We start from the raw sequence: 13,227 nt of genomic DNA, 5'->3' as shown, positions 1-13,227 counted from the left end.
CCATAAACAGATGTATTGTCTGTTACAAGAAGGGAAGTGCTTGAAATGAACGATACAACAAAATCTGGTGATGTAACAGACATTACGGAGAATCCAGGCTTGTTAGTTTTACAGCAGCGGGTCCGCGACCACTGGGAAGAACTATCAAAGGCCGAACGTTCGGTGGCCCAACTACTAGTGCGCACCACTGCCGAGCGGCTGCTCTACGCCGGGGCGCAAGACCTTGGCGCAGAGAGCCGAACCAGCAACGCCACGGTGGTGCGCACCATCCAGTCACTCGGATACAGCGGTCTCTCCGAACTCAAACAGCAGGTCGCGGCGCCGTTCTCCGCCGCGGTCTCCCCCGAGATTCGGGCACGCCAACGGATCAAGAGTATCGGAGGGAACATTGAGGAGGTCTGGCGCAGCGTGAACACGGAGGCCTCGGAACGCTTGGAACTGGCTTTCGCCGAATCCTCCATCGAACCAATGACGCGCGCCGTGCACTTGGCGCTGGCGGCCCCGCGGGTAATCACCTATGGCGTCGGAGCCTCGGGATTGGCAGCGGAGCATCTTGCTCTCAAGCTCAATCGCATCGGGCTTCCCTCCCATTTCATATCCGCCAGTGGCTTTCAACTGGCCGACCAACTGCTGATGATCAGCGCCGAGGACGCAGTGATGGTTTTCGCCCCTGGGCGAATGCTTGCCGACCTTCGCGTATTGCTCCAACGCGCTCGCGACGTAGGAGCAAAAGTCGTACTGATTAGCGACGAACTACAAGAGGAACTCAGCGGCGAGGTCGAGGTCTGCCTGCACGCTCCACATACCCCGACGGGACTCACCGCAGAAGCGCTGACCTCCCTGTTGGTGGCCGACGTTCTAGTCCAGACAATTTCCGCTATGGAGCAAACCCGAACGGTACAGACCAAACACGAACTTACTGTCCTGCGTCACGCCTTGGCCCATTAACGAGCTTTTCATGGGGTTTCGGATGAACGCTGGCTCCACGGCATTACACAGATCGGCGGATCGTCGTGTTTTCGGTAACGCCAAGAACCTATGGGCCGCCGACCAGGGTACTGGTTCCATCGCCCGGCTACTGGCTGTAGTTCACTTCGGGGGTCCATCGTGACATGGTGGATTGCGCCGCGAGGTACCGGTTCACCAGCGTTCGCGCAGGTGCGCTGCCCCTACCACGGACGGCTCAATAGGGTAGGTTCTCCAGCTGATTCCCGTGCACGTTGGCTTCTTTCTTTCAGCGTGCAAATCCGCATGCCAAAATCTCCATGCTCACTCGTTACACCAGAGAATGAGGCCGCCTACGTTTTTACGGTCCAACGGTCCGTGACAGCTCCCACTTAGTCCGCAGTACTCTCGAATCATGAAGTTCACGGTCGGTTCTTTGACGGTGTCCATATAGGCTCCGGAAGCCGTATCAATAATTGAAGAACTCAACGGACAGTTAACGAAACCGAAGACGAGCTAGTTGCCCGCCTCCGGCCCCAGTTTCTAAACTAGCGAATTGGCTGCGATGTCAAGACGCTGCTAAATCCGCCGCACGGCCCTCAATTCCTCACAGGTTATGAGCCACACCCCCATTACCTCTGGATTTAGGGTTGCCGCGGATCGCTTGGCTCCCAATGAGTTGAGTGACCCTTCGCGAGCGATCAGCAGTTGGTGTTGGGCTTTTTGTATCCGCCTGTCGATTATTGATTACCTGTTGATGCATCCAGACTGAAATAAAAGAAGCTGAAGTGATGCGCCCTAATACCTCGTCCCCGCTGTCATGCGGAGATTGATTCGCCTGACGAGGGAGTGGAAGCAGCGGATTTGCTCATAGTGGTGGCAGTTATCACCGCTCCTGCAAAGGCGAGGATGGCGGCACCGATGAAGGCCGCCGAATACCCCCGCGTCAGATCCACCGCGGACGGTTCGGCACCGGAGATACCGTAAACGATTGCCGTGAGGGCTGCGAGGCCGAGGGCCGATCCGATCTGGTAGCTGGTACTCACCAACCCGGAGGCAACACCCGTTTCGACGGGCGGTGCGGCATTGATCGCGGTACCAAGTGAGGGGACGAACGCCAATGACATCCCGAGGGCCGCCAGCAGCGATGCCGGTAGAACGTCTGTGGCATAGTTTCCGTCCGGTTGCATCAAGGAGAGCCACATGAGTCCGGCCGCCAGCACGAGCAGCCCGGTGACAATCAGCGCCTTGGCACCGAACCGGGCTTGAAGCCGTGGCGCCAACGCGACCATGACGAGCACGACCAGGCCGGTCATCGGCAGGAGCGCGGCACCAGCAGCGAAAGCGGTAGCACCAAGCACCTGCTGTAGATACAGATTCAGGAAGAACCACATGGATACCCATGCCGCACCCAGCAGGAGCTGTGCGCCATTGGCCGCCCCGAGGAGCGGCGTGCGAAGCAGTCCGAGGCGCAGCAGGGGGTTGCGACTTCTTGCCTGAATCACGAAGAAAATAGCCAAAAGGACGAGGCCTCCGGCCAGGACGCCGAGAGTAGGCGCGGTAAGCCACCCCACTTCTGGGGCATTCACAATAGCGTAGACGGTCGCAGCAAGCCCGCCAGTCACGGTGGATGCCCCGGCGATGTCAATTGATCCCGACGCCTTCCTCGCGGTTCGAGGAAGCACCGTTGCGGTGAATGCCAGCACGAAGACCGCGATCGGAATGGTGACATAGAAAACCCAGGGCCAGCTCGCGTATTCGGTCAGCACTCCGCCGAGGAAGACGCCGGCGGTGCCCCCGATTGGTGCCGCAGCTCCGTAGACCGCGAAGGCCTTAGGAAGATCGGCAGTGCCGCCAAAGAGCATCATGAGCAGAGTCAGCGCCGCCGGCGCGATCAGGGCAGATCCGGCACCCTGAACGGCGCGGCCTGCGATCTCAAGCCCAATGCTGGTGGCTGCTCCAGCCATCAGCGATCCTGCGATCAATACGAGCCAGCCCAACACAAAGACCTTCCGCGCTCCGAAGGCATCCGCAAGACGACCCCCAAGTAAGAGCAAGCCGCCGAATGCCACTACGTAGGCGTTGAATACCCATGATAGGGACTCCGGGGTGAAACCGAGATCTCGTTGCATGTCGGGCAGGGCGACGCCAATGATCGAAGTGTCCATGATGACTACGAACTGGGCCGTGGCGATCAGTGCCATCATGACAGCTCAGCCGAACCATCGCTTTGCTGGCGATGGTGGTGGGTGGACAGACATGTGAGTTCCTCCTGAAAGATTCCAGGATATATCCGGTATGGATACAATCTATACCCATAGGGGGTATGGGTATAAGGTATACCCATAGGGGGGTATATCTGTCAATTAAGCACACCGAGACGTCATCACGACCGGTCATACGGCAGGAGAAAGGCCCGATGGCTGACCTCAAATGACAGCTAACGCTCTTCATAGGGCAAACAACATCGAATTTCCGGAAACCTCACCCAAGGAGACCTAATGAGAGAGTCCACAGAACTCTTCGGCGCATCTAATTTGCTGACGAAACGCATTGAGACCGTTGGCTTCGATTGGCACCAAGCCGAACACTCCGTTGCGAATCGGCTGGACGCAGCTGGAATCAGTGGCACGAACGCCAATATTGATCGGGACATGCCGCGTGACACGGCCGTGCGGTGGCGCCAAGGAGAACGACGGCGAATCAGCAACTTACTCCAGTCAGGGAGCGCGTGGTACGGATCCTCCGCGCATTTCCAGTTGTTCCAAGATCTGAAGCGAAAGGTCGCGATTTAGCATGACTGACGCACATCGACCGGACATTTCGAAAACTTACAACCAAAGGCCAAGGCGACGCGCGCGAGTTGCCCTGTCCGGCCGAGTACGAGTAACCGGCGCCCTACTGCTAGTTGGCCTGCTCTGGGGAAGTTCGTTCCCCTTGATTGCCATTGCCGCTCCGGCATTCGGAGCCGTCGGAACGACCCATGGTCGCTTCATCGTCGCAGCGTTGGCGCTTACGCTTATGACTGCTGCCAGCAAAGCAACTTGGCACGCAGTCGGCCGGCGGTTCCCTGCATTCCTACTGTTAGCGGCCCTTAATGTCGCGGCTCCACTCACGCTTGTCGCAACGGCAATCGTTGGACTCAACGCGTCGATGGCGTCGATCTTGAACGCCACAACACCAATGTTCACGGTATTCGTTGCCGCTTTCTGGCTTAGGCAAAGGGTCACTCGACGCCAGATGGTAGGTGTCATAACTGGCATTGTCGGTGTATCGATGCTCGTGGGAGGAGCTCCGTTGCAGGTCGATAGCCGCGCACTGGTGGCGGTTGGAGCCTCCTTGACAGCGGCTCTGCTATACGCTGTGGGCGGCGTCTACGCCCGAAAGTCATTTCTCGGCACTCCTCCCATGACACTCGCCCTCGGCCAGCAACTTGCCGCTGCAACACTTCTGGTCCCACTTACCGCCATCGCACCCCCGATTGGCCCAATCACTGGCGGTCCGCTAATTGCCGTCCTTGCGCTGGGCCTCGGAGCTACCGCCGCGGGCTATTTGGTCTATTTCTGGGTTATTCGCCAAGCTGGGCCGGTGACTGCATCGACCGTTGCGCTTCTGGTTCCCATTTCGGCCTCCACCATAGGCGTGCTGTGGCTGGACGAGCCCGTGACCTTCGGACTCATTGGCGGACTTTTCATCATTCTTGCCGGAGTTGGCCTGCTCCTGGAGCGTCCGTCTGCGCGCCCTCGCGTGGATACAGTTGCAAATATCAATGATACGAACGAAAACAGACGTGGCAAGAACCACCATGAAACACGTGAGCGTCGGAAGTGAAGGACCCTCTTGCATCAATTGGTTTCGTGACCGCCGACCCTACTCGTTTTCGCGGAAAATAACTCCTTCTCCAACTAGGCCAGTGAGGAAGCTTGTTCCTGATTGACGCCGACGGCTGCGCCCAGCAACCCAACGCAATTTTTGAGACCGTCGTGGCGCGTAATAGTTCTGTAAACGCACAGGCATTGACCCACCAGAAGGACCATTCGCGTGCCCGGGTGCCGAACAACGGATCGATACTAAAAAACACCCCGTATTCATCTGAAGATGAATACGGGGTGTTCACTTGGCTCCTCCAACTGGACTTGAACCAGTAACCCTTCGATTAACAGTCGAATGCTCTGCCAATTGAGCTATGGAGGAAAGCTACGAGAACTACTTTAGCACTAGCCAAGTACTGTTTTGAAATCAGGGATTCAACTCGCGCGCAAGGCATGCAGCTACCCGACCCGAGAGTCGGCGATTCCTTTCAAATCCAAGTCGAAACCTATTTTGGCGAACGGCGCGAGTTCTCAATCGCGTACTGCGCCAGTTCAACTAATTGCCGGGCCGAGGCATCCCACGAATATTGGCCGGCACGAACAAGCGAACGGTCCGCATATTCTCTCCAGACATCCCGGTCCGAGAGCTTCTGCACCTGTTGCGCGAAGGCTTCCGCGCTATCGGGGTCCGCAAAAAGGGCCGCATCTTGGGCCACTTCTCGGAAGATCGGCATGTCGGTGACTACCACCGGAGTGCCCGCACTCATCGCTTCCACCAGCGGAAGCCCATATCCTTCTTCACGCGACAGGGTCACCAAGGCGGTGCACGAAGCCAGCAAGCGGGCATACTCTTCGTCGCTCACTCCCCCATGGAATACCACCTTGGCGTTGTGCGGAATTTCAGCTTCCAACTCGGCGCGACGCTGCTGGCTGATGCCGCTGAGCAGGTGCAACTCGTAATCGGGCAGCAGCCGCATGGCCCGGATCAACGTCTCGACGTTTTTATATTCCATAAATGATCCCATGTAGAGCAGCGTGTTCTTCGCGGTCGCTCGCAGATCGCGGCTTGCGCTCTCGCGCGACGGAGCATTGGATACCAAGCCGATATGTCGCTTAGTGAGCCTGTGCTTGCGCATCAGATCCGCGGTGGTTTGTGAAACGGTAGCTACCGCGTCGGCACGGTTCAGCAGAATTCGTTGCGGGAAGTAGACCTGGTGGAACAGGAACCAGCCCCAGCGGATGGGCGCGGGCAAGAATTTCGGGGCATGCGGGTGCGCATAGTAAATCAGATCGTGCAGGGTGAGAATGACCGGGAATTTTCGCCCCAGCGTGCCCATGGTTTGCATCGGGGAGAACACCACATCTGGCTGCAGCTTATTGATCTGCAGCGCCACCAACGGTTCAAGGACGCTCGTGGGGGCAGAAATCTTGAGGTGCGGAACATCTGGCAGCAGGTCCAACTGCCGCAGATCGTTGATCAGCATCGTCACGTCGGCGATCTTGGCCGTTGCTTCGATGAGTCCCGCGGTATAGCGGCTGATTCCGTCGTGATGGGTGACCCGGGTATATCGGGCATCGATGACGAGTTTCACGAGCGTGGAAGCCTTCGTTTGGGGAGCTGGTTTTCCAAGCTTATCGTTTAAGGTCACCGAGTCTGACCTGCGCTCAAAAGTGCCTTTCGCGGGCGCACCATGAGGTATCCGATGAGCCCGGCGGCAACGGCCAGCGGCCACAGCCCCAGCGCAGCCGGAATGCCGAAGGCCGAACCGATGGCGCCGCCGGCAAGGCTTCCCAACGGTATCGCGCCGAAAGTGAACAATCGGCGAGCGCTGCTCACCCTGCCCAAGAGCTGCTCCGGCGTAATTTCTGCAACCCACGCCGAGACGGCGATGTTGAAAACAATCACCACGATCCCCCACGCCACTGCTTGCACACCGAGCAGAATCATGGAAACCAACGGGGCAGTGAATGCGGCGATAAAAACCATGGAGGCCAAGAAAAATTGACTGAGCAATGTCACCGTCGTCAGCCGAGCCGTTGAAAACCGAGTGGCAATGCGTGTGGCCAGCGCGGCGCCTAGCAGCCCACCGGCACCGCCAAGTCCGGCAAAAATGCCAAATCCTTGGGCACCGAATCCTAGATAATTCACGATGAACAACGCTTCTACCGCGGAGCCTAGCGCGAGCCCGAAGTTTGAGCACATGACCGCAACGGTGACCGCAATCAGAATCCGGTTTGTGCGCAGGTATTTCAGCCCGGAAAGCCAGCGGGTATCGTGTTTTTCTTCCTCAGTACCGGGACTTTGATTTCCTTGCGACCCTGGCTTGCGTGGGAGCCTGACCAGATAGGCGAACCCCAGGGCCAGCATGGCTAGAACCACGACGACCGCCAGAAGGGTTGACGCTCCGAAGATGACGAAGCTGGTGCCCGCGACAACAGGGATGATAATCGCCAGCGACTGATCCGCGGCGGTGAGTTTAGCGATCAGCCGACTCATCGAGGTTGCGCGTTTCGCGCCGGTGTTCGTGTTCAATTGCGGGACGGCCGAGACTTGTGCAGTCTCTGCTACGACATTGCAGACGCCCAGCAGCGTGACCAGCAGGAATCCGTAGCCGATGTTCAGGGTCCCGGTGAAGGTCAACAGCAAGAGGCAACCGGCCAGCACGAGCTTGGCGGCAAGCCCAATGCGCAGCAACCGCAGAGGCCGGTAACGGTCAACCAGGTATCCGATGGGAATTGTGGCGACGAGGAATGCGGCGGAACCCAAGGTGTTGAGCAGGCCCATTTGCCAGGCGCTTGCACCAAGTGCGGTGACGAAGATGAGGTCCACGGTGAAGTCCGCCAGGTTTCTGCCGGCTGCGTCGCTGGCATTTGAATAAAGGAAACGTCGCTCACCACGCAAAATCGTTTCCATTACGCTCCATGAAAATTGTCAGAAAGGTCACACCGAGGCCTCACGGCAACGCTACCTCATCGCGAACCGAGTCGACCAGCATTTCTCCTTGTCGACCGGCAATCTTGCGTGTTTGAGCGGCGAAATTTGGCGAGATTCCCATCTTCGTCTCGCGCCCAAGATTCGCTGCGATTTCGACTCCTTGAGCATCTTCAAATGGTTCCCCGCGGATCGTCATATCCGCAAAGGGCTTGCAATACGTTACCTAGTTGTGATGTTAATAGTTCGCGGTTAGGGAAGACTAACCAAATACTTAATTCACCATGTGAGGAGTATCCGTGGGAACCTCTCTTGAGACCCTGCACATCCCCCTGTTTGACTCGCAGCTTTTTGATGACTCATTGCTGTGCTCGGGCACCTTAGATCATTATGAGTCCGAGGCCCGAGAGGCACTGTTGCGGGTCACCGATCAGCTAGCCGCCGTCGAATCACCCACCACCGGCCCCTCGCCGGAGGATCTGCAAGGCCTGGTCGATGCCATCGACCTCGACTCACCGCTTGGGAGCAACGCCGAGTCTTTTGACGAGCTGAAAAAGATCTACCTGCGTGACGCCGTCTATTTCCATCACCCGAAATACGCCGCGCATCTCAATTGCCCGGTGGTAATTCCTGCGGTGGCCGCCGAAGCATTCGTCACCAGCCTGAACACCTCAATGGATACCTTTGACCAGAGCGCCGGGGCCACGCTCATTGAGCGTCGCCTCACCGCGTGGACCGCGCAGCTCATTGGATTCCCGCAACTCGCCGCGGATGGCATCTTCACCTCCGGTGGCACCCAGTCCAATCTGCAAGCCATGTTGATCGCCCGCAACGCCGCGGTGTCGAAAACCTCCGGCTCCTTGCCTCAGCGGCTGCAGAACCTGCGCATCTATACCTCACAAGATGCCCACTTCAGTATCTCTAACGCAGCGATGATGCTGGGGCTGGGGCATGAGGCCGCCGTCGGCATTGAAACCGACGGCCACCACCGGATGGACGCCGACAAGTTACGCGAGCAGATTGCCCGCGATATCAATCGTGGATTGGTTCCGATGGCGATCTCGGCGACCGCGGGAACCACCGATTTCGGGGCCATCGATCCGCTGGGACCCATAGCTGCCCTGGCCAATGAGGTCGGCGCATGGTTCCACGTCGACGCCGCATATGGCGGTGGACTGCTGCTTTCCTCCTCGCACCGCGAACGGCTGTCGGGCATAGAGCTTGCAGACTCGGTGACCGTGGACTTCCACAAGTCCTTCTTCCAGCCAATAGGTTCCAGCGCCTTGATCCTGCGCGAGGCAGATTCCTTCGAATCCATTGTCCACTACGCCGAATACCTGAACCCGAAGTCCCAAGCCCAGCAGACCCCCAACCAGGTCGACAAGTCGCTGCAGACCACTCGGCGCTTCGATGCGCTGAAGCTTTGGGTTACCCTCCGCACACTTGGGGCGGTGCGTCTGGGTGCCATGTTCGACCGGGTGATCGAACTCGCCGAATCCCTCGAGGCCGAGGTCTCTCTCCGGCCGCAGCTGGAGCTGGCGGCCCCGGTGCAACTGAGCACCTTGGTCTTCAGCTTCAAAGATCCCGGCAGCCACCTGAATTGCTCCGAAATGAATGAACTGACTAACCAGATTCGCCAGCGGCTCTACCGCACCGGCGAAGCGATGATCGCTGCCACCACCGTGGACGGTCAGCGCGTGCTCAAGCTGACCTTGCTGAACCCGAATACCACCATGAAAGACCTGACCGAGATACTCGACGCAATTTGCCGCGTCGGCAATGACTTGCTGCTCGAACGCTTAGAAGGAGCTCGCGCATGAACCGTGGATTAGCCCAGGAGCACTTTGATGTGATCGCCATTGGCGCTGGCCCCTTCAATCTAGGGTTCGCTGCCCTCACCGACCCGCTCCCGGAGTTGAAGGTCGCGGTGCTGGAGGCCAGCGACAACTTCGTGTGGCACCCGGGCATGATGCTGGACGGCGCGCACCTGCAGGTGCCCTTCATGGCAGATCTTGTCACGCTCGCAGATCCCACCAACAAGTTTTCCTTCCTGAACTATCTGAAGGAAAAGGGGCGAATCTACCCGTTCTACATCCGCGAAAACTTCTACGCGCTGCGCAACGAATACAGCGACTATCTAGCGTGGGCTGCGCAACTGCTGCCCAGTGTCCGCTTCGGACATCGCGTACTTTCTGCCGAATTTGCGGACGGCGCCTACCAGCTTTCGGTGCTCACCGATCGAGGCCTGACCCATTTCAGCGCGGACAAGCTGGTGCTCGGCACCGGTTCCCAGCCCTATCTCCCGGACTTTGTCGACGAGCAGTTGCTGTCCACGAGCTCGGTGACCCATTCCTCCGAGTACCTGCATTCACGGCAGAGCATCATTGAGCCAAAGGCCGAGCAGACGCCCAAGGTCGTCACGGTGCTGGGCAGTGGACAGAGCGCCGCGGAAATCTTCCTCGACCTGCTGCGCAACCTGCCGGAACAAGACCATTTGGTATGGGCGACACGCTCCGAGCGTTTCTTCCCGCTGGAGTATACGAAGCTGACCTTGGAAATGACTTCGCCAGAATATATTGACCACTTCCATGCCCTGCCGATCTCGGAGCGCGACGCGCTGTCCAAGGCGCAAAAAGGCCTGTACAAGGGCATCAATGCCGACCTGATCGATGAAATACATGAAGAGCTCTACCAGCGCAGCGTGACTTCTCCGGCCCCCATTCACCTGCGCACAGGATGCGCCGCAACAGCCGTGGCCCCTCAGGACGGAGCGATCCTTGTCGAGCTGCACCACGAACGGGAAAAGGAGAATCTCGCATTCCTCACCGACGCGCTGGTCCTTGCCACTGGCTACCGCAACGGCACACCAGACTTCCTCGAAGGCCTCGAAGACCGAATCACCCGCCTGCCCGACGGCCGCCTGGACGTGGACCGCAACTACTCGGTAGGCACGAACCACGACATCTTCGTGCAAAACGCTGAACTGCACACGCACGGATTCACCGCCCCGGATCTCGGCATGGGCGCCTACAGGAATTCGGTACTCATCAACCGCATTGCCGGGCGCGAGGTCTACCGAGTCGAGGAGCGCATCTCCTTCCAACGGTTCGGTGCCGCATCGCTGGAGAACTTGCCAACTTCCCAACCGCAGCCAATCTCGGCCCAAGACTAGGAGCCCCATGACGACCTACGACTCATTTACCTTCCGCAGCATTCAGCTGCCCTCCGACGCTGAGCTATTGCACTCCTGGATCGCCACCGAGCATGCCCGCTATTGGGGAATGGCCACCGCGAGCCTTGACGAGGTTGAAACCGAATATCGCGGACTGCTGGAGCTCCCCAACTATGAGGTGCTCCTTGGAGAGCTTCGCGGTGAACCACGCTTCCTGGTTGAACTCTACGATCCCTCGACATCCACGCTCGCGGGAAAGTACCCGTATGTCCGTGGAGACCGCGGGCTGCACTTCCTTGCTCCGGTCCCCGCGGGGAAAGTCGAGACCGGGTTTACCTTGCATGCCCTCGGTGCGGCCATCCGGCACGCTTTCGCGCAACCGGGAATTGAACGGGTGGTGGTCGAACCCGATGTACGGAACAAGGCGATTCAAGCTCTCAACTCGCGCGTCGGCTTACAGCCGCTGAAGGAAGTCACGCTTGATGAGCCGCAAGGTCCCAAGCAGGCGTTGCTTTCGATTTGTACCCGCGAGGATTTTGAGCGCACCACCGGGATATCAGCCGGCGCCAACCACTTAAGTCCGGCCCGCTGGGAACGGGCGAATAGGCATGTTCTGGCCAAGGCCCTAGGCGAATTCAGCCACGAGCGCCTGCTGGAGCCGCTCCCCCTGGGAGAGGACCGTTACCGGGTCGAAAAGCAGGGACACCGCTACGAATTTACCGCCCAACGCTACGCGCTGAATCACTGGCAGATCTCGCAGTCATCGGTTGAACATCTAATCCAGGCCGCCGAGGGCTGGCACGGTGGCGACGTAGACGTATTGGATTTTGTCACCCTTTTCGCCACCGAACTCACGCTCAGCGAGGCACAGCTCCCCACTTATCTAGAGGAGCTAAACAGCACGCTAGGCAGCCATTGCTACAAGCAGGCGCATGCGCTCCACGACAGCACACAGCTTGCCGAAGCCACCGGCAGCCCGGCAGAATCCTTCCAGCGCATCGAATCCTCCATGACCGAGGGGCATCCGTGCTTCGTGGCCAATAATGGGCGCATCGGCGTAGGAAGCTCCGACTACCTGCGTTATGCGCCGGAAACCGGATCCGCTATCCGGCTCGGTTGGGTTGCCGCGCATATTTCACAGGCCTCATTCGACTCCATCGACGGGCTGGACTACCAGTCGTTGCTTGAACAAGAACTGGGCGGTGAAGCCAAAGCGACATTGGATCGGCACCTCTCCCGGCGCCTGGCCGGCACCGAACTCGATCCTGCGCAATACATTTATCTTCCGGTCCACCCCTGGCAGTGGGAGAACCGGCTGTCCACCACCTTTGCCAACGACATTGCTCGTGGTCAGTTGATTTGGCTGGGATATTCTGCGGACGAGTATCAGGCGCAACAGTCGATACGCACATTCTTCAATGTCACCTCACCGCGCAAGCACTATGTCAAGACCGCGATGTCAATTCTTAACATGGGGTTCATGCGCGGACTCAGCGCCGACTATATGAAGGTCACCCCGGCCATCAATCAGTGGCTTTATGAGCTCTTCGCCGCGGATCCGGTACTCGCCTCGCAACCGGTAGCGTTGCTGCGCGAGGTCGCGGCAGTCGGATATCGAAACCAGCAGTTCGAGGCGGCCACCACGCCCAGCGCACCACAGCGCAAGATGCTTGCCGCGCTCTGGCGTGAGTCGCCCATCGACATGCTGGAACCGGGCGAAACCCTTGCCACGATGGCCAGCTTGCTCCATGTCGATGCCCACGGCAAGAGCTACGCCGCGGCGCTTATCCGCCGCAGCGGACTTGAACCGAAGGTGTGGCTTAACCAATACCTGGACGCCTATCTGGCTCCATTGGTGCATTGCCTCGCGGCCTATGACTTGGTGTTCATGCCGCACGGCGAGAACATCATCCTGGTTCTGCGCGACGGGGCGGTGCAGCGGGTGCTGCTCAAGGACCTGGGCGAAGAAATTGCGGTGCTCTCGGACCGCGTAGAACTTCCGGAAACAATTCGTCGGGTGCGCACCGGTGGCGACCCGGTGCTTTCGATATTCACCGATGTTTTTGATTCCTTCTTCCGCTTCCTCGCCCCGTTATTGGATGCCGAAGACTTGCTTCCGGAAGCCGAATTCTGGCAGGTCGTCACCGAAAGCCTGTTGAACTACCGGGAACAGCATCCTGATTTTGCAGACCGCTTCGAGGCCTTGGGCCTGTTTGCCGACAGCTTCCCGCTCTCCTGCCTGAACAGACTGCAACTGCGAAATAACCAGCAGATGCTGGATCTTTCGGATCAATCCGGCGGGTTGCTCTATGCCGGCGATTTGGACAATCCCTTGGTTCAGGTGGTTTCTCCGGTTTAGCGCTAGT

At 58.6% G+C, this 13,227-nt stretch carries 8 protein-coding genes and 1 tRNA gene; 5 read left to right on the top strand and 4 right to left on the bottom strand.

What is annotated here, in order from left to right:
• Window positions 1-99 precede the first annotated feature (99 nt).
• Complete coding sequence (locus CQ019_RS13485; RefSeq protein WP_217990394.1) at window positions 100-948, top strand: MurR/RpiR family transcriptional regulator; 849 nt, start codon at window positions 100-102, stop codon at window positions 946-948.
• Between the two features lie 815 nt (window positions 949-1,763).
• On the opposite strand, the gene CQ019_RS13480 is transcribed toward CQ019_RS13485, so the two are convergent.
• Window positions 1,764-3,152, bottom strand: a complete 1,389-nt coding sequence (locus CQ019_RS13480) for an MFS transporter (RefSeq protein ID WP_105569923.1) — start codon at window positions 3,150-3,152, stop codon at window positions 1,764-1,766.
• Window positions 3,153-3,741: 589 nt separating this feature from the next.
• Here CQ019_RS13480 and CQ019_RS13470 point away from each other — a divergent pair.
• Entirely contained in the window at window positions 3,742-4,776 is a 1,035-nt protein-coding gene (locus CQ019_RS13470) for a DMT family transporter (RefSeq protein WP_096287390.1), read from the top strand.
• A 287-nt stretch (window positions 4,777-5,063) separates the two neighbouring features.
• On the opposite strand, the gene CQ019_RS13460 is transcribed toward CQ019_RS13470, so the two are convergent.
• The 3 genes from CQ019_RS13460 to CQ019_RS13450 all read right to left on the bottom strand — a co-directional run bounded on the left by CQ019_RS13460 (window position 5,064) and on the right by CQ019_RS13450 (window position 7,671).
• A tRNA-Asn gene (locus CQ019_RS13460) sits at window positions 5,064-5,139 on the bottom strand.
• A 124-nt stretch (window positions 5,140-5,263) separates the two neighbouring features.
• Window positions 5,264-6,349, bottom strand: coding sequence for a glycosyltransferase family 1 protein (locus CQ019_RS13455; protein ID WP_105569922.1), 1,086 nt, complete (start codon window positions 6,347-6,349; stop codon window positions 5,264-5,266).
• Window positions 6,350-6,402: 53 nt separating this feature from the next.
• Window positions 6,403-7,671, bottom strand: a complete 1,269-nt coding sequence (locus CQ019_RS13450) for an MFS transporter (protein WP_105569921.1) — start codon at window positions 7,669-7,671, stop codon at window positions 6,403-6,405.
• 317 nt (window positions 7,672-7,988) lie between these two features.
• On the opposite strand from CQ019_RS13450, the gene CQ019_RS13445 reads away from it, so the two are divergent.
• From CQ019_RS13445 to CQ019_RS13435, 3 genes are read left to right on the top strand one after another with little or no spacing between them, the layout of a single operon-like run.
• Complete coding sequence (locus tag CQ019_RS13445; protein ID WP_105569920.1) at window positions 7,989-9,509, top strand: aspartate aminotransferase family protein; 1,521 nt, start codon at window positions 7,989-7,991, stop codon at window positions 9,507-9,509.
• Window positions 9,506-10,861 (top strand): lysine N(6)-hydroxylase/L-ornithine N(5)-oxygenase family protein, encoded by a 1,356-nt coding sequence (locus CQ019_RS13440; RefSeq protein WP_105569919.1) that lies wholly within the window; start codon window positions 9,506-9,508, stop codon window positions 10,859-10,861. Before CQ019_RS13445 ends, CQ019_RS13440 begins: the two co-directional genes overlap by 4 nt.
• 7 nt (window positions 10,862-10,868) lie before the next feature.
• A complete protein-coding gene (locus tag CQ019_RS13435; protein ID WP_105569918.1) occupies window positions 10,869-13,220 on the top strand; it encodes a GNAT family N-acetyltransferase in 2,352 nt (783 codons plus the stop codon).
• The last annotated feature ends 7 nt before the right edge of the window (window positions 13,221-13,227 follow it).

The organism is Arthrobacter sp. MYb229, assembly GCF_002975405.1.
GTDB lineage: Bacteria > Actinomycetota > Actinomycetes > Actinomycetales > Micrococcaceae > Glutamicibacter.
This window is presented reverse-complemented; position numbering and strand designations above follow the sequence as displayed.

Excerpts from the sequence above, each read along its gene's own strand:
- CQ019_RS13480 (WP_105569923.1), bottom strand. The coding sequence starts at position 3,152 with ATGATGGCACTGATCGCCACGGCCCAGTTCGTAGTCATCATGGACACT.
- CQ019_RS13470 (WP_096287390.1), top strand. The coding sequence starts at position 3,742 with ATGACTGACGCACATCGACCGGACATTTCGAAAACTTACAACCAAAGG.
- CQ019_RS13450 (WP_105569921.1), bottom strand. The coding sequence starts at position 7,671 with ATGGAAACGATTTTGCGTGGTGAGCGACGTTTCCTTTATTCAAATGCC.
- CQ019_RS13440 (WP_105569919.1), top strand. The coding sequence starts at position 9,506 with ATGAACCGTGGATTAGCCCAGGAGCACTTTGATGTGATCGCCATTGGC.
- CQ019_RS13435 (WP_105569918.1), top strand. The coding sequence starts at position 10,869 with ATGACGACCTACGACTCATTTACCTTCCGCAGCATTCAGCTGCCCTCC.